This is a genomic window from Phyllobacterium sp. 1468 (assembly GCF_031455525.1).
In the GTDB taxonomy this organism is placed as follows: Bacteria; Pseudomonadota; Alphaproteobacteria; order Rhizobiales; family Rhizobiaceae; genus Phyllobacterium.
The window spans coordinates 96,799-114,849 of record NZ_JAVDSX010000004.1 but is presented as its reverse complement, the minus strand read 5'-3'; the positions used below and the strand labels follow the sequence as shown (position 1 = coordinate 114,849).

Below are 18,051 nucleotides of genomic sequence, written 5' to 3'. Positions count from 1 at the left end.
CCGCCATCAATAAGGACACAGTTAGACGATGCGTACCGATACCGGCCAGGTTTTTCATCTGGAAGATTACAAGCCCACTGATTTTCTCATACCCGAAACACATCTCGATTTCAGTCTCCATCCCGAGCGCACCGTCGTCAGATCCACGCTGCAGATCGAGCGCAGGGAGGGCGTTGCAGCCGACGCTCCACTCATTCTGGACGGCGACGACCTCAAGCTGGTTGATATCCGCCTCGACGGCGCCGTTCTTGGCGACAATGCCTACGTAGCGACGCCTGATCGTCTCGAGATTCGCGGCTTGCCGGAAAACGGCGCCTTTACGCTCGAAATAACCACGGAGATCAATCCGACCACCAATCGGCAGTTGACCGGCCTTTATCGGTCGAGCGACGTCTATTGCACGCAGTGCGAGGCGGAGGGTTTTCGCCGCATCACCTATTTCCTCGACCGGCCGGATATGCTCTCCGTCTACACGGTTCGCATTGAAGCCGAGCGCAACGAAGCACCATTGCTACTGTCCAATGGCAATCCAAAAGATAAGGGCAAACTTACCAACGGCCGGCATTTTGCCGTCTGGCATGATCCGCATCCGAAGCCTGCCTATCTGTTCGCGCTTGTCGCCGGCGATCTTGGTGTGATTACCGATACGTTCACAACCGCTTCGGGGCGTCATGTGGATCTCGGCATCTATGTCGAGCACGGCAAGGAGCCCCGCGCACTCTATGCCATGGATGCGCTCAAGCGTTCGATGAAATGGGACGAGGATGTCTTCGGCCGTGAATATGATCTCGACGTGTTCAATGTCGTAGCGGTGTCCGATTTCAACATGGGCGCCATGGAAAACAAGGGGCTTAACGTCTTTAATGACAAGTACGTGCTAGCCGATCCCGATACAGCAACCGATACGGATTACGCAGGGATCGAAGCGGTGATCGCTCACGAATATTTCCACAATTGGACAGGAAACAGAATCACTTGCCGGGACTGGTTCCAGCTTTGCCTGAAGGAAGGGCTGACCGTTTACCGGGACCATGAATTTTCCGCAGACATGCGTTCGCGCGCCGTCAAACGTATCGCCGAGGTGAAGGGCCTCAAGGCCCATCAGTTCCCGGAAGATGCCGGGCCCCTCGCCCATCCGGTGCGTCCGCGTCAGTTCCGCGAGATCAACAATTTCTACACCTCGACCGTCTACGAAAAAGGTTCAGAGGTCGTGCGGATGATCCGTACCATTCTCGGGCCGGATCTCTTCCGCAAAGGCATGGACCTCTATTTCGAGCGTCACGATGGCGATGCCGCCACCATCGAGGATTTCATCAAGGTCTTCGAGGATGCGTCGGGCGAAGATCTCAGCCAGTTCGCGCTCTGGTATGACCAGGCCGGAACACCCAATCTTGCCATCACCTACGACTATGACCAGGCGACGAAGACTTTCGAAATCGAGATCGAACAGTCGCTGAAGCCGACACCGGGCCAGACTTCGAAAAAGCCGATGCACATCCCCGTGCAGTTTGCGCTGCTCGGCGCCAAAGGTCGTGAGCTCAGGCCGCGCTCAGCGAAGGGCGGACTGGTCAAGGACGACGTCATCCATCTGCGCAAGCGCAAGGAACGCTTCAGCTTTTCCGGCATCCCGGAACGGCCGGTCCCTTCACTGCTGCGTGGCTTTTCGGCACCTGTGACGCTTACCAGCGAATTGACCCGGACCGACCTCGCCTTCCTCGCCCGCAACGACGGCGATGAGGTGACGCGCTGGCAAGCCCTTACCCAGCTGCTCAACGCCAAACTGACGAGCAATGCCAAACGCGTCCGCGGCGGCAAGCCTGCGACGATCGAGAACTCGTCGATCAAACTCCTCGGCGAGATCGCCTTTAACGTAACGCTGGACGAGGCATTTCGGGCGCTGTGCCTCAGTATCCCGTCCGAAAGCGACATTGCGCGGGAACTTGGTGCGAATATCGACCCGGATGCCATTCTCGGCAGCCGTGATGCATTGATCAGCGCCGTGGCCGAAGCACATGCGGGGAAATTCGCGCAAATTTATAGCGAGCTCGCGCAGGAGGGCTCGTTCAAGCCGGATGCGGCCGGAGCCGGACGCCGAGCGCTGCGCAACGTGCTGCTCGATTATCTGAGCGTCGCCGAGAGCAGTTCGAAGCGGGCCGCAGCGCAGTTCAAAAATGCCGACAATATGACAGATCGGGCGGCTGCGCTTGGTGTGCTTGTCCAGCGCTTCGGCGACAGTGATGCGACAAACCATGCGCTGCAGGCCTTCGAGGCGCGTTTCGGCAATGATCCGCTCGTCATGGACAAATGGTTCGTGGTGCAGGCAATGCAACCGGGAAATGGAGCGCTGGACAAGGTGCGCGCGTTGATGACCCACAAGCTGTTCTCGCTTGACAATCCCAATCGCACCCGGGCTTTGATCGGCGCGTTTTCCAGCGGTAATCAGACAGGCTTCAATCGCGCCGACGGTGCCGGCTACAAGTTCTTTGCCGAGACAATCCTGACCATCGACAAAAAGAACCCGCAGCTTGCCGCACGCCTTCTGACGGCGATGCGCTCGTGGCGATCGTTCGAACCAGTGCGACGTGAGCATGCCCGTGAATCACTGGCGACCATCGCCAAAGAGACGGGACTTTCGGCCGATGTGCGGGATATTGTCGAGCGGACGCTGGCTTGAGAAGCCGTTCCGGAGGTTATCCACTGCCCCCTTATCGATGGTCCTCGGGCGTCGCCCGAGGGTATCTTGAGTCATTTCAAGGAGTTATGACTCGTCGTCTGATCTATAGTTTTGGCCCGCCATAAGTATTGATAAATATTTAACAAAGGGACTAGACACGCAGAATCAGTTTTGATTCACTACAGGTGCTTCGGATGTGCGGCGTGCCGAAGCAAATCACTGATTACAATGGTAAAATGAGGGGGCCATTCAATGGCAAATGCGGACGCGTATCGCGCGCCGACGGGGAAGATTTATGCCAAAAACCGGAACAATGCGCGGGGGCGCAACCGGCTTTCGGGTCACATAAAACTTCTCGCCGATCCCGCCTATGGCAAGCTGCTAGCCGCCGAGCCTTATCTTCGCCGGGCGATTCCACCCCTCATCATCGTCTTCCTGCTCGCACTGGCGCTCGCGCGCTCGATGTCGCTTCTCGGTTGGCGTGACGACACGGAGCGTACAGCTCGCGCAACCTTGTCGATGGCCGCGACCCATGTGGCGAGCGTCATCGACAATCGCATGAATGGCGGCCAAAAACTGAGTGCGGGTGACTTGCAGAACATTATCAGTGAAATCCGCGCCAACGATCTGATCCCGTCGGGCATGTGGTTTGCCATCGCGAATGATGAAGCGAACATCGTGGTCTCATCCGATGGCAGTGATTATTGGCGTAGCAAAAATCTCGAGCGTTTCGTTACCGAAGGACAGCCGCTCTTCCTCTTTGGAGACCGGGCAGGCGCAATGCCCGTAAAAGTCGAAGGCACGCCTGCCCTTGCCGCCTTCAGCCGTTCGGGCAATGGCGCCTATTCAGTCTTCGTCATGCACCCGGTAGAGGCCATCTTCGCCGACTGGCGTCGCGTCGTCTCGATCAACGTCACGATGTTTGCCGGTACAGCCACGATCATGCTGATCGTGCTCTATGCCTATTTCAGCCAGGCGGCTCGCGCACAGGATGCGGACGAGCTCTACCAGCACACGCAAGCACGGGTGGACACGGCACTGGCGCGCGGCCGCTGCGGACTGTGGGATTGGGACATGGCGCGTGGGCGGGTTTACTGGTCGCGCTCCATGTATGAAATGCTCGGCTACGAGGCTTACGACGCCATTCTCTCCCTTGGCGACATATCGTCGATCATCCATCCGGACGACGACAAACTCTACAGCCTTGCGGCGCAGGTGGCGGCCGGTGAAATAAGCCAGATGGACCGCGTCTTCCGCATGCGCCATGCGGAAGGGCATTGGGTATGGATGCGGGTGCGAGCGCAAGTCGCAGATGCAAATGTCGGCGATCTGCATCTCGTCGGCGTCGCTGTCGATGTCAGCGAACAGCACCGTTTCGCTCAAGCGACTGCACAGGCCGATCAGCGTATCCGTGAAGCGATCGAAAGCATCTCGGAGACCTTCGTTCTGTGGGATGCCGATAACCGTCTGGTCATGTCCAACAGCAAGTTCAACGAATATTCAGGGCTCGCCAATGAGTGCTTTCTGCCAGGCATCGGCCGCGAGGAGCTCGAGCCGCGTATCCGCGCCGTCGCCCTGGAAAAGCGGATGGCCAATGAACACGGTCGCAATGGCGCGCTGACGTTCGAGCGGCAGTTGGCCGATGGCCGATGGCTACAGGTCAATGAGCGCCGCACGCAGGATGGGGGCCTCGTGTCAGTGGGTACCGATATCACCCAGTTGAAAGTGCACGAAGAACGATTGGTCGACAGCGAACGCCGCTTGATGGCGACAATTCACGACCTGAGCCTTGCGCGCAAATCCGAGATTGAACGCACGCTGGAGCTTACAGAACTCAACAGCAAATATGCTGTCGAGAAAGAGCGTGCAGAAGCGGCAAACCGGGCGAAATCAGAATTCCTCGCCAATATGTCACACGAATTGCGCACGCCGCTCAACGCCATCATCGGCTTCTCGGAAATCATGCATTCCGGAACTTTTGGCGCGCTCGGCTCCGATCGCTACGTGGAATACGTCCACGACATCCATACCAGCGGCAACTACCTTCTCAATGTGATCAACGACATACTCGACATGTCGAAGATCGAGGCTGGGCATTTCTCGCTGGATCGCGAAGAGATCGATCTTTGCCCGCTCATCCGCGAAACCGTGCGCGTCGTGTCGCTGCAGGCACAGGAAAAGGACGTGAAGGTCGATACCAGGATCGCGGAAAGCGTCACACTCAATGCCGACCGCCGTGCAATCAAACAGATATTGATCAATCTGCTGTCGAATGCCGTGAAGTTCACCGATACGGGCGGGCGTATCTCTGTTCGAGCGCGGAAGGTATCAGGTGCGCTTGTATTCACTATCGAGGATACGGGCTGCGGCATACCCAAAGAAGCGCTGAAGAAAATCGGCCAACCCTTTGAACAAGTGGAAAATCAATTTACAAAATCCCACGCAGGTTCGGGATTGGGCCTCGCCATTTCTCGCTCATTGACCCAATTACATGGTGGAGCATTGAAGATACGTTCCACCGAGGGTGTCGGTACAATCGTTTCGGTACGCATACCGACGCGGGCAATGGACCAAGCCTGAGGCACCGCCTACTTCGACGATTTCGCCTTATCGCGGGCCTTCCCGAGCAGGGCATCGAATGTCTTCCGCACCGATTGTGCGGTCTCCGCCAGCTGGCTTTCGACACGTTCCATATCAGGCAGATCACAGGCGCGGCAGAGCAATTCAGACAGTCCCGGCGGGAAATCCTCGCGCTTCACGTCACCGTTCAGGCACAGGCGAATGATCTGGGTGATGCCCGTATAGAGATGCGCCGCTTCGACGAGGTTGTCAGTCACGGCTGGATCGGCGAAGTCCGGCTTCAACTTCTCGAGGACCTCCGCGGTGGGTTGCGCATTTGCTGGCCCGTCAACATTGCCCGTCAATACCGCAAACTGCGCGATGAATTCGATGTCGATGATTCCGCCGGCAACGAGCTTCAGATCCCACGCATCGCTCGGCGGCTTCTCTGCCTCGATCATCGCGCGCATTTCCACGACATCCTTGGCGATCTTTACCGGATCGCGAGGCATGGCCAGGATATCGCTGACGTCCTCTTCGATTTCAGCAAACAACGTCTCATCGCCGGCAACCGGCCTGGCGCGGGTCAACGCCATATGCTCCCAGGTCCACGCGTCATTAAGCTGGTATTTGCGAAAGGCGTCGATGTGCGTGGCGACCGGACCCTTGTTGCCGGATGGGCGCAGGCGGAAATCGACCTCGTAGAGCACGCCTTCCGACGTTGGCGCGGACAGCGCCGCGATCAGTCGCTGGGTCAGGCGCATATAGTATTGCGAGGGCGCGAGCCCCTTCTCCCCATCCGACTCCTCGGCATGCTCATCATGGTCATAGAGCAGGATGAGATCGACATCGGACCCCGCTGTCAGTTCCCGGCTGCCAAGCTTCCCCATGCCAAGAATGGCAATGCGCCCGCCGTTGATGCTGCCATGTTTGCTGGCAAATTCGTCCATGACGGCTTTGAGGGCCCTGTCGATGACGAGATCGGCCAGATGCGAGAAGGCCTTGCCCGCCCGTCCGCCACTGATCGCGCCGGTCAACAGCCGGATACCGATGAGAAAGCGATGCTCGGCCGCAAAAATACGCAGGCGGTCAAGAATATCCTCATAAACCTTTGAAGGGCCAAGAAACCCTTCCAACCGTTCGGCCAGATAGGCACGCGTCGGCACATCCGCGAAGATCGCAGGATCCAGCATGCCGTCAAAAATATGTGGCTTGCGGGTGATGATGTCGGCGAGCCGCGGGGCAGCGCCCATTATCAGTACCAAAAGGTCGAGCAGGCGCGGATTGGATTGCAGCAGGCTGAAGAGCTGGATGCCCGCCGGCAGACCCTTGATCATTCCATCGAAACGCATCAGCGCCTCATCGGCGCGGCTGGTCGCGCCGAAAGCCTGCAGGAGCACCGGCGTCAATTCGGTCAGGCGCTCGCGCGCCTCCGCTGATTGCGTTGCGCGATAGCGGCCAAAATGCCAGGTGCGGATGACCCGGCAGATATCGCTCGGCCGCTCAAAGCCGAACTTCTCCAGTGTCTTCAACGTATCGGGATCATCGACGTCACCTGTGAACACCAGATTGCCTGCCTCGGCGGTCAGGTCCTGCGCCTGCTCGAACAGGGCGGCGTAGTGGGTTTCCACAGTCTTGAGTGCTGCCCGAAAATCCTCGGCAAAGGTCTCGCCATCGTGGTAGCCCATCATGTGGGCGACACGCAGGAAATTCTCGTCGTCCTCAGGCAGCATGTGCGTTTGTTCGTCAGCAATCATCTGGATGCGGTGCTCGACATCACGCAGAAAACCGTACTTCTGCACCAGCGTGGAGCGCGCCTCCTCGCTGATCCAGCCGAGGCCATGCAGGGCGCCAAGCATATCGACAGTGCTGGAACCGCGCAGCTGCGGAAAGCGGCCACCGGCGATCAATTGCTGCGTCTGTACGAAGAACTCGATCTCGCGAATGCCGCCCCGACCAAGCTTCACATTGTGACCGCGCACGGCAATCTCACCATGGCCTTTGTGCGCGTGGATCTGCCGCTTGATCGAATGAACATCGGCAATCGCTGCATAGTCGAGATATTTGCGCCAGACGTAAGGTGCAAGTTCTGCCACGAACCGCTTTCCCGCCTCAATGTCGCCGGCTACCGGTCGTGCCTTGATCATGGCGGCCCGTTCCCAGTTCTGGCCGCGACCTTCATAGTAGTTGAGGGCGGCAACGACGGGGATGGCCAACGGTGTTGAGCCCGGGTCCGGCCGCAACCGTAAATCAGTACGGAAAACATACCCATCGGCGGTGCGATCCTGCAGGATACGGACAAGGCGGCGTGTCAAGCGCGAAAAGGTCTCGACACATTCGTAGGGATCGGCAATCGCCGGGCTCTGTTCGTCGATGAACACGATCAGGTCGATATCCGAAGAATAGTTCAGCTCGAATGCGCCAAACTTTCCCATCGCCAGAATGATCCAGCCTGTATCCTCCGTCGGATGGGTCGGGTCGAGCAGATTGAGCTTGCCCGCCTCATGAGCGTCGCGCAGCAGGAACCGCACCGCGGCGCCAAGACATTCTTCGGCCAACCGTGACAGCCAGAACGTCGTCTCGGAGGTTGCAAACTGACCGGACAGGTCGCCCAATGCGATCAGCACATGGCCCTTGAGCTTTGCTTGCCGAAGCGCAGTCATCAGGTCGGCTTCGGTGACATCGTCGCCTTCGCTCGTCGCTGCAATTTCCAACATCAGCGCTTCCAGGCGCTTGGACAACGGCATCTCGAACAGTGGTTCGAGGATTTGGGGACGACGCAATAGAATGGCGCGCAGATAAGGGGAGAGATCGAGGACCGCTGCAACAAAGGCGGCTGCAGGCTTGTCGGCAGTCAATGTGCCGACGCCGGCACATTCCTTTTCCGAAGCGCGCATGAGGAGGTCACGGAGCAAAGCTTCGGCATTCTGCGTATCCAATGGTTCCAGATCGCGCAAGGCCTGCGCAAAGAAAGGCGCACTAGCACCCGCCGCTCCGGAACTCATACATTCTCCTCTCCCACCGGAAAAACGAGGACAGCCCGTAGCCCCGGCGCATTGTCAGTCAACTCCAATGTGCCACCGTGCAATTTCATGACGGCCTTGGCAAGACTGAGACCCAATCCGGACCCCGGTTGCGAACGGCTTTCCTCCAGCCGCACAAAGCGTTCGGTCGCACGAGCCACCTGATCTGCCGGAATTCCGGGACCGTTATCGGCGACGGTAACCTTGACCTTGTCGTCGTGCTTTTCTACCGACAGCGTTACTTCTACCGGATTGTCGCTGACGCCCGCATATTTGATGGCGTTGTCCACGAGATTGGAAATGGTCTGGCCGATCAGCTCGCGGTTCGCCTTGACCGGCGTTTCGTCAATCGGTCCTAGCGTAAGCTTGACGCCCGCCTCCTCGGCCGAAGGCTCATATAACTCGAAAACGTCTTCAGCAATCGTCGATAGCGCAATCTGCTCCATGATCTCGGTCGAATAGCCCGATTCAAGGCGCGAGATCATCAGAATTGCATTGAAGGTACGGATCAACTGATCGGAGTCGCTGATCATGCCTTCCATGGCGGCGCGATAAGCTTTCGTCGTCTTGGCGCTTGAAAGCGCCGATTCAGCGCGATTGTGCATACGCGTCAGCGGCGTTTTCAGATCATGCGCGATGTTGTCGGAGACGTGCCTGACGCCTTCGTTCAATTCCTGAATGCGTGCCAGCATCCCGTTGAGATTTTCCGACAAGCGGTCGTACTCATCTCCGGATCCGCTCACGGGAAGCCGCCCCGCCAGATCGCCGCCCATGATGCGCTGCGAAGCGACCGATACTTCGTCAATACGCTGCAGCGCACGCCGCCCGACGAAGAACCATATCAGAAATGCCCCGACACCCATGATGCCGAGAGCGGCCATGAGCGCGCGGCGCACGACGAGCCGGACCTGTTCCGGCTCGCCCAGATCGCGGCCCACCATGACCCTGATACCGTTCGGCATGACGATGACCCTCGCAATGGCCGTGTGGACCTGCGGATCACTACCCTCATTATAACGCTCATAGGTGATGGGGCGCTCGATCCAGCCCTCGGTCTGCAGAACGCCGACCTCGATACTCTGAACATTGCCTGCAACAATGCGCCCTGCTGGGTCCGTTACGAGATAGAGGTAAGCGCCCGGCTGACGTCCGCGCCGATCGATCGTTCGCACGAGACCGACGATACCGCCTCGTTGGTAGACCTGGCCGATGCTCTCGATTTCTTCATTGATGGCCGTCTCGGTCTGCGTCGTCAAAAGCCGGACGGAGGAACTGGTGATATAAAATACCAGCACCAGCGCGCAGATCGTGAATAGTACGAGATACAGCGCTGACAGCCGCACGGCTGTCATTTTCATCATTGCACGAAAACGGCTCATGCATTGGTTCCGGCGGCCGCCTTCAGCATGTAGCCGGCTCCACGCACCGTGTGTAGAAGGGGTGTCTCGAAGCCCTTTTCGATCTTGCCACGCAAGCGCGAGACGTGCACATCGATGACATTGGTCTGCGGATCGAAGTGATAGTCCCAGACATGCTCCAGCAGCATTGTTCGCGTGACGACCTGTCCGGAATGGCGCATCAGATATTCGAGCAGACGGAATTCGCGCGGCTGGAGGATGATGACTTGACCGGCCCGTCTGGCGGTATGCGAGAGGCGGTCGAGTTCGAGATCGCCAACGCGGTAGACGGTTTCCGCCTCTTTCGGGCTCGATCGCCTTTGCAGGACTTCGATGCGGGCCAAGAGCTCCGAGAAGGCGTAAGGCTTTGTCAGGTAATCGTCGCCACCCGCCCTGAGGCCGGTGACACGATCATCGACCTGACCGAGAGCAGAAAGGATCAAAGCGGGCGTATCATTGCCTTGAGCGCGCAGAGCCGCAACGACCGATAGACCGTCGCGACGCGGAAGCATGCGGTCAACGACAAGGGCGTCGTAAGTTCCCTGCTCCGCCAGCGCATAACCGGTTTCGCCATCGCCAGCGATATCCGCAGAATGGCCCGCCTCGGTGAAAGCCTTCTCTAGATAACGGGCCGCTTCGCGGTCATCTTCGATCACAAGAATCTTCATGGCAGTATATTAAGCCGGTTTTGACGAATGAGTGAAGTATCGCACATCGCAGACAGAAAAAGCGGGCGGCAGAGTTATCGAAGGATCTGCCGCCCTATTGTGCTTTGGCGCTGACGGGGTGGGTATGCAGCGCCGCCGCAACCCTTATGTGTGGATCAACCCTGGTTGATAGGCAGAGCCACGAAACGCGACTGGTCATTGGTCTGCACCTGCAGAAGAACGGCCTTACGTCCGGTCTTCGATGCATCTGCAATCGCGGTTTCAATTTCCGCACCAGTCTTCACCGGCTTGTTGTTGACCGAGACAATGATATCGCCCGTTGTGATACCCTTGTCGGCAGCATCGCCCTGGCGGTCGATATCGGTCACTACAACGCCCTTGCCATCATCGGATGGCATGACTGTCAGACCGTAGTCGTCGAGAGCCGACGGCTTCGCCTGTTCCTCCTGCTGCGGAGCGGCACTGGCCTGCTGGTCATCCTGCGGGTAAGGCTTGATTGCAACATTGATCGACTTGGCCTCGCCCTTGCGCCAGACTGTGAGCTCAGCATCCTTGCCGGCGCTGATTGCCGCAATCTTCTTGGCAAGATCGCGCGGATCGGCGACCTTGTCACCATTGACGGCGGTGATCACATCACCGGCAGTGACACCGGCTTTAGCTGCAGGACCATCGGCCTGAGGCTCGGCAACAAGTGCTCCTTTTTCTTCAGAAAGGCCTAGTGATTCAGCGATTTCCTTGCTGACGGGCTGTATCTGGACACCGATCCAGCCACGCGAAACCGAGCCGGTCTTGATCAGCTGATCGACAACATTCTTGGCGGTCGTCGCCGGGATGGCAAACGCAATACCAACACTGCCTCCCGAAGGCGAAAAGATCGCCGTATTGATGCCCACAACTTCACCGTTCAGATTGAAGGCTGGACCGCCGGAATTGCCGCGGTTGACGGCAGCGTCGATCTGCAGGAAGTCATCATAGGGACCTGCACCGATATCGCGGCCGCGGGCCGAGACGATACCAGCTGTCACCGTGCCGCCAAGGCCGAACGGATTACCAACAGCAACCACCCACTGTCCGACGCGGATCTGGTTGTCGTCACCGAAGGTTACATAGGTGAATTTGCGTTTGTCGTCGACTTTGAGAACGGCAAGATCGGTGCGCTTGTCCTTACCAATGAGCTTGGCATCGAGTTCCGTGCCGTCATTGAGGACGACAGTATATGCCGAGCCATCTTCAACGACGTGATTGTTGGTGACGAGATAGCCATCTTCAGAGATGAAGAAGCCAGAACCCTGTGCAGTCGGGCGAACGCGGTCGGGACGGTTCTGGTCGCGCTGCGACTTGCGTTCCATGCCGCGTTTGCCCTGCTGACCCTGCTGGCCCTGGCCAAACTCAAAGAAGAAACGCTTCATGGGATTGTCATCGGGGAGCTGGTCCATCCCGGGGAAACCGGTGCCATCATCGGCCGTGTCATGAATGGCGCTCTTGACCCGAACGCTGACGACGGCGGGGCTGACCTTTTCGACAACATCAGCGAAGCCGGGCTGCTGGGGAGCATCGACACGCACAGCCTCGGCCTGCGCCGGGACAATGGCGCTAAGCGGTCCGGTCGCCAGAAGGCCCCCGACGAGAGCCGAGGACAACAGGGCGGCGGCAATGCCGGTGCGGTAAACAGAGGACTTACGAATGTTCGGCATGAATGTATCTCCTTGGACATCTGATCGATCTTGGATCGTCTTGTAATACCAGTGATACAGATAGGAAGGTTACGTCGCTATTTCCGCATTATGACAAATTTGTAAGGTTCTGCCGAAGCCGGGGCGGCTTCACTCGATCATTTTATTGCGGCAAGCGTCAATCAGCGCATTGAGCTGGCCAGCAGCCACATTGGTCATTTGCCACGTTTGGATTGCGTTGCCGATGCCGCGTTGACTGTAGGCCGAATTGCCCGCGAATTATATGGGATGCCATTGATCTGCAAAATCTAGGGCGGACGCCTATATTATAATGTAGGTTGAACCCTTCGACTGTCCCCGAAAAGTTCGATTCGTCATTGTCGTCGTTTGGAGTTTGATCATCATGCCGCTGCTCGGATCGACTATGCGCATTTACCAGCCCTATCCGGGGGTTGTCGCCTTCTATGATGGCCGGATTGAAGGCATGCGGGCTTACTCGGACAAACCGAACTGGCTTGACGATGGCGCCTATTCGCTGGGCGTTTGCTCCTATGCGATCATATCTGGCGGGGAAGCTCTCGTGTACGATACCAGCATTTCGCTGGCCCATGCGAGGATTATCCGCGAAACGCTCGAGAAGAAGCTTGGTGTCAATCATATCAAGGTTGTGCTCAGCCACTGGCACGTGGATCACGTAGCCGGGAATGAAGTCTTTGCCGACTGCGAGATCATCGCTAATACGCTGACCGCGCAAGCAATGCACAGCAATCGTGAACGACTGGAGAACGACAACCCACCAATCAGACCGCTCATCATGCCGAACAGCACATTTGAGACGGAACTGAGCTTGAAGGTGGGCGACGTCGAAGTGGAACTGCGTCACGTCGACATTCACAGTCATGACGGGACGATGCTGATCCTGCCGCAGCTCAAGCTGATGTTGGCGGGCGATGCGCTCGAAGAGCCGATTACTTACGTCGCCGAACCGAAACGGCTGGAACATCATTTGCGCGACCTGGAGCGCATGGCGGCGTGGGGTATCGAGAGAATCCTGCCGAATCATGGCGCGGAGGACATGATCGTTGAGGGCGGTTACGGACCGGAATTAATCGCGGCAACGCGCAATTATGTGTCCAAGCTATTACGCCTGCCCCACGAACCGGAACTGTCGGAACAAGACCTCCGAACCTTCGTTGCAGAGGATTTCGCCTCGGGTGCGATCAGCTACTACGCGCCCTACGAATCCGTTCACGCGCGCAATATAGATGTCGTCTTGAAGGGCCGTCAGGAAGCCTGACCTCACACCACACTGACACACATGTTTCCCGCGAATGGCAAGCGTCAATCGCCAGGGGCAACGAATAGCTTCTTCAGCTGCTTTTTCTCACTCTCTGAAAGCGGCGTCGTTTCCACAGAAGTCGCGCGGCGCCGCCGGATCGACAAGATGATCGCAACGCCGCCAGCAAGCAGAACGACGACCGGGAAACCCCAAAGCAACAGCGTGCTCAATTGCAAGCGCGGCCTGAGCAGGACGAACTCGCCGTAGCGCGCGACAAGGAACTCAATGACCTGCTCGTCCGTATCGCCGGCCACCAGCCTTTCGCGAACCAGAACGCGCAGGTCACGAGCGAGATCGGCATTGGAGTCGTCGATGGATTCGTTCTGGCACACCATGCAGCGCAATTCCGCGGAGATGGTACGTGCGCGCTTTTCGAGCACGGGATTGGACAGCATTTCGTCGGGCGACAGGGCTTGCGCGCCGGTCGCGGCAAGGCAAAGTGTCAGGCCGAGCGCGAGAGCTGCGAACAGCGGTCTCATGGCATGGCTCGCGCCGGTCGCGGCTTAGCCCTACCTAATTTTGACTTGGCAGGTGCCCCGACGCGCAGACGCCGGTCGAGCAGTGACATGCCGCCGCCAATCATCATCACCACGCCGCCAAGCCAGATCAGCGTCACCAGCGGCTTCCACCAGATCCTGACCACGATGCCGCCATCCTTGGCCGCATCGCCGAGCGAAACATAAAGTTGGCTGAACATGAATGTCTTGATGCCCGCCTCGGTCGTCTGCATCTTGCGAACGGGGAAGAAACGCTTGGCCGAGACAAGATCGGTCACCGGCTGCCCCTCGTCATTCAGGATCGTGAACTTGCCTTGATCCTCGGTGTAGTTCGAACCTTTGACAGAATCGACGCGATCAAACCGCAGCGTATATCCACCAGCCCGAATGCCGTCGCCCGGCTTCATCACCAATACGCTTTCGGTTGCAAAGGTTGTCGTGGCAACAATGCCGAGAAGCGTGATGCCAAGGCCGAAATGTGCAAAGGTGGTGCCAAACACCGAGCGCGGCAGGCCCATGATACGCTGTGCCATCCCTCGAAGTGAGGTCTTGCCGATCCCGGCCTTGAGCGACAGATCGGTTAATGCGCCGAGCATCAGCCAAACGGCAAGGCCGATTCCAAAGGCGGCGAGTACTCCGGAAGCCGAGGTCTTGTAGAGCACGACGGCGACGGCAAGCAGCGCCACGAAAAACGCCGTCATCAACCGCTGCGCTACGGCGAGGATATCGCCGCGCTTCCACGCCAGCAGCGGTCCGAATGGAACGGCTGCAAGCAGCGGGATCATCAAGGGACCAAATGTCAGATTAAAGAACGGTGCGCCGACGGAGATCTTCTCGCCGGTCAGCGATTCCAGCAGCAGAGGATAGAGCGTGCCGATCAGTACGGTAGCGGCGGCGGTGGTCAGAAACAGGTTGTTGAAGACCAGTGCGCCCTCGCGCGAAATCGGCTGAAACAGCCCACCGGGCGCTAGCGTCTGCGCCCGCCAGGCAAAGAGCGCCAGTGAACCGCCAATGAACAGGACGAGGATCGCCAGGATGAATAGGCCACGGCCCGGATCGGTGGCGAATGTATGGACTGACGTCAGCACGCCCGAGCGAACGAGGAATGTACCAAGCAGCGACAGGGAAAAAGTCAGAATAGCAAGGAGAACGGTCCAGATTTTCAGTGCCGATCGCTTTTCCATGACCAGCGCAGAATGCAACAACGCCGTACCTGCCAGCCAAGGCATGAACGACGCGTTTTCGACCGGATCCCAGAACCACCATCCACCCCAGCCGAGTTCGTAGTAAGCCCAATAGGAACCCATGGCGATACCGCCGGTCAGGAATATCCAGGCGGTCAGTGTCCAGGGACGTACCCAGCGTGCCCACGCCGCATCGATGCGGCCGTCTATGAGAGCTGCAACCGCAAACGAGAAGCAGACCGAGAAGCCGACGTAACCGAGATAGAGCATGGGCGGGTGTATAGCGAGGCCGATATCCTGGAGGATGGGGTTCAAGTCCTGACCTTCAATGGGCGCCGGATTGAGCCGTGCGAACGGATTGGAGGTGCCGATGATGAACAGCAGAAAAGCGCTGCCGATCCAGGCCTGCACGCCAAGGACGTTGGCTTTCAGCGCGGGCGGCAGGTTATTGCCGAAGAAGGCGACGAGCGCAGTGAAGAAGCTGAGGATCAACACCCAAAGCAGCATCGAGCCTTCGTGATTACCCCATACACCTGTGAATTTATAGAGCAGCGGCTTCTGCGAGTGTGAGTTTTCAAAGACGTTTTGTACCGAAAAGTCGGAGAGGACGTGCGCGGAGGTCAGTGCCACAAAAGACAGCGCAATCAGGGCGAACACGGTAAACGAAGCCGGTACCGCAACAGCCATCATGCGGTCGTCATTGCGGCGTGCGCCAAGCACCGGCAGCACAGCCTGTATCATCGAAAGCGCCAAGGCCAGCACCAGGGTGAAATGTCCAAGTTCGACGGTCACTGCTTGCTCCCTCCCTGCCAGACGCCCTTGGCTTTTAGACTATCGGCAACTTCCTTCGGCATATAGTTCTCATCGTGCTTGGCGAGCACACTGTCGGCCACAAACGCGCCGCCAGGCATAAACCTGCCTTCGATGACGACGCCCTGATCTTCACGGAAAAGATCCGGCAAAATCCCATCATAGGTTACGGGAACGCTTTTGACATGATCGGTGACGGAAAAACTGATCCTCGTGCCATCGCCGCGTACGACGCTGCCCTTTTCGACCAGCCCGCCAAGGCGGAAGCGCGACTCCGATTCGACATCGGACGTCTGAATGTCGGACGGCATGCGAAAGAATGCGATCTTCTGCTGCAGCGCGAATAGCACCAGTGCCGCTGCGACGGCCAGGACGAACAGCCCACCCCCGATCACCGAAAGCCGCTTCTGTTTGCGCGTCATCAATTGTTCTCCGGTTTATCCGGTTCGTCCGCAAGGCCAAGCTCATTGGCCACCGCATCGAGCCGCGCAAGCTTGTCTGCACCGAGCACTTTTCTCGCCCGGCCCAGCGCTTCCAACGCATCATTGGGCCGATTGAGAACCACATAGGATCGGACGAGCCGCTCCCAGCCTTCGATATCATCAGGCGATTGTTTCAATTTTTCGGCAAGGTTCGCAACCATGCCTTCGATCATCGCAGCGCGGTCCTGGTTGTTCATGCCGGCGGCAGCCTCGACCTGCGAGGCGTCGGGACCGGTTTTCTCGACATCGCTGACGTCCGGCGCATCACCGGCAATTTCATGATCGAGCCTTGTCAAGGCGGCCTGAGCCTGATCGCGCCATGGAACATCCGCGGGCGCTTCCGTCAACAACTTGCGGATCAGGTCTCGCGCCTCTGGAAGGCGCCCCTGCTGCATCCAGCCATCGATGATGTAAAATTGCGGGCGCATGTCCTTTGGGTCAAGCGCCATTGCGCGCTTGAAGGCTTCCTCTGCGCGGGGCGTAACCGTACCACCAGTCTCTGCAGTCAAGGCTTGACCCAGGCCAAGTTGCCGGCCCGCACTGTCACCATTCAACCTTATCGAGTTTTGATACGCGGCGACAGCATCCCCGGGGCGTCCCATGCGCAAATAGATGGGCGCCAACACTTCCCAGCCCTGCCCGTCATCGGGATTGAGCGCAAGATGCGCTTCAGCGCGTGCAATCAATTCGGCTGGCGTACTCTGATCCGCCGGCTTCGCAAGCCGTTCCGCCAGTGGCTGGGCTGGCAGATCCGGAGAGCCGAGCTTGGTGTAGATACCCCATGAAATCAACGGGATGGCAAGAACAGTTGCCAGTGTGAGCCATTCGCGCGTCGCGCTTTTCGCTGGCCGGACAATCGCCTTGTCGTCCTCCACGGCCTTCGCCGATTTGAGAAGACGCCGGCCGATTTCGGCGCGTGCCTGTTCGCTGCTGACAGGATCGATCAGTCCGCGCTTTTCATCGGCGTCAAGTTCGCGCAGCTGATCGCGATAGACCTCGACATCATATTGATTGTCCGACACGGGCGATTGAACGCGTCGCGTCAATGGCCAAAGCACAAGCAACGTCGCAACTACGGTCAGAACAGCAGCGGAAATCCAGAAAACCATGGCTGAGACATACCCCCACCCCCGCGTAAAATCCAAATGGATTTAAATTGATAGGGCAATTCGCCGCAAAGGTTGGCGGCGTTCATAGCTCCGTCACTTCCCTCCCAAACACAAAGGATCAACCTTGGGGATCCCATTGTTCAGTTCGCAATTTCACAAAAATATCGGACCGCTTTTCAATCGCAGAAAGATAATGCGGATACTCATCTGCGTCATTTATATAGAGAATGAGAGGATATTCCGGGAATTCATCTTCAACCGTCTCCCCGTCTTCGATATTTTCGTTATCCTGCAAATACAGAAAATCCTCAAACACACCAAGGCAGTAGTACTCACCCTTCTGAAGACTCTCGCGGGCCTCAAGCTCTCTGCCAAGAATATCTTCCAATAACTCTTTTATCTCTTCCATATCTTCCGAATAAATACCAAATAGTATATCTGTTCTCATTGATATTTCCTATCATTCAAGTATTAGCTCTATTCGTGCATATTCCCCCGGTCGATTTGCGATATCCAGCTCTGAGCGATAGATCATGAACGACACCTTTCGACCTGTCAGTGCACGTAAGGAACGCTGCAGGCTACCAATGCCGAGCCCATTTGCAAAATCATCGTCCAGTTCTTCTGTACGTGTTC

12 protein-coding genes are annotated in these 18,051 nt (G+C 57.7%); 3 read left to right on the top strand and 9 right to left on the bottom strand.

Annotated features, from left to right (window positions below; all coding sequences use genetic code 11):
* Positions 1 to 28 precede the first annotated feature (28 nt).
* The gene (gene pepN, locus J2X72_RS12540) at positions 29 to 2,674 is read left to right on the top strand and encodes an aminopeptidase N (protein WP_310072391.1); all 2,646 of its coding nucleotides are present in this window, start codon (positions 29 to 31) and stop codon (positions 2,672 to 2,674) included.
* Between the two features lie 252 nt (positions 2,675 to 2,926).
* Positions 2,927 to 5,254 (top strand): ATP-binding protein, encoded by a 2,328-nt coding sequence (locus J2X72_RS12535; protein WP_310072389.1) that lies wholly within the window; start codon positions 2,927 to 2,929, stop codon positions 5,252 to 5,254.
* An 8-nt stretch (positions 5,255 to 5,262) separates the two neighbouring features.
* Here the strand turns inward: J2X72_RS12535 and J2X72_RS12530 are convergent, their stop codons facing one another.
* The 4 genes from J2X72_RS12530 to J2X72_RS12515 form a co-directional block, all read right to left on the bottom strand.
* Positions 5,263 to 8,238 carry a bifunctional [glutamine synthetase] adenylyltransferase/[glutamine synthetase]-adenylyl-L-tyrosine phosphorylase gene (locus J2X72_RS12530; protein WP_310072387.1) on the bottom strand — a complete coding sequence of 992 codons (2,976 nt, stop codon included), beginning with the start codon at positions 8,236 to 8,238 and terminating at the stop codon, positions 5,263 to 5,265.
* Positions 8,235 to 9,635 carry a HAMP domain-containing sensor histidine kinase gene (locus tag J2X72_RS12525; protein WP_310072385.1) on the bottom strand — a complete coding sequence of 467 codons (1,401 nt, stop codon included), beginning with the start codon at positions 9,633 to 9,635 and terminating at the stop codon, positions 8,235 to 8,237. Before J2X72_RS12525 ends, J2X72_RS12530 begins: the two co-directional genes overlap by 4 nt.
* Positions 9,632 to 10,321, bottom strand: a complete 690-nt coding sequence (locus J2X72_RS12520) for a response regulator transcription factor (RefSeq protein WP_310072383.1) — start codon at positions 10,319 to 10,321, stop codon at positions 9,632 to 9,634. The genes J2X72_RS12525 and J2X72_RS12520 overlap by 4 nt, the downstream gene beginning before the upstream one ends.
* Positions 10,322 to 10,476: 155 nt before the next feature.
* Complete coding sequence (locus J2X72_RS12515; RefSeq protein WP_310072380.1) at positions 10,477 to 12,015, bottom strand: Do family serine endopeptidase; 1,539 nt, start codon at positions 12,013 to 12,015, stop codon at positions 10,477 to 10,479.
* Between the two features lie 382 nt (positions 12,016 to 12,397).
* Between J2X72_RS12515 and J2X72_RS12510 the strand changes: the two genes are divergently transcribed.
* A complete protein-coding gene (locus tag J2X72_RS12510) occupies positions 12,398 to 13,291 on the top strand; it encodes an MBL fold metallo-hydrolase (RefSeq protein WP_310072379.1) in 894 nt (297 codons plus the stop codon).
* Between the two features lie 44 nt (positions 13,292 to 13,335).
* Here the strand turns inward: J2X72_RS12510 and J2X72_RS12505 are convergent, their stop codons facing one another.
* The 5 genes from J2X72_RS12505 to J2X72_RS12485 all read right to left on the bottom strand — a co-directional run bounded on the left by J2X72_RS12505 (position 13,336) and on the right by J2X72_RS12485 (position 17,863).
* The gene (locus tag J2X72_RS12505) at positions 13,336 to 13,812 is read right to left on the bottom strand and encodes a cytochrome c-type biogenesis protein (RefSeq protein ID WP_310072377.1); all 477 of its coding nucleotides are present in this window, start codon (positions 13,810 to 13,812) and stop codon (positions 13,336 to 13,338) included.
* Positions 13,809 to 15,806 (bottom strand): heme lyase CcmF/NrfE family subunit, encoded by a 1,998-nt coding sequence (locus J2X72_RS12500; RefSeq protein ID WP_310072375.1) that lies wholly within the window; start codon positions 15,804 to 15,806, stop codon positions 13,809 to 13,811. The genes J2X72_RS12505 and J2X72_RS12500 overlap by 4 nt, the downstream gene beginning before the upstream one ends.
* A complete protein-coding gene (ccmE, locus tag J2X72_RS12495; protein WP_210001782.1) occupies positions 15,803 to 16,246 on the bottom strand; it encodes a cytochrome c maturation protein CcmE in 444 nt (147 codons plus the stop codon). The genes J2X72_RS12500 and ccmE overlap by 4 nt, the downstream gene beginning before the upstream one ends.
* Positions 16,246 to 17,415, bottom strand: a complete 1,170-nt coding sequence (ccmI, locus tag J2X72_RS12490; protein WP_210001780.1) for a c-type cytochrome biogenesis protein CcmI — start codon at positions 17,413 to 17,415, stop codon at positions 16,246 to 16,248. The genes ccmE and ccmI overlap by 1 nt, the downstream gene beginning before the upstream one ends.
* Before the next feature lie 118 nt (positions 17,416 to 17,533).
* Positions 17,534 to 17,863: a hypothetical protein gene (locus J2X72_RS12485; protein WP_310072372.1), complete on the bottom strand. Its 330-nt coding sequence runs from the start codon at positions 17,861 to 17,863 to the stop codon at positions 17,534 to 17,536.
* Between the last annotated feature and the right edge of the window lie 188 nt (positions 17,864 to 18,051).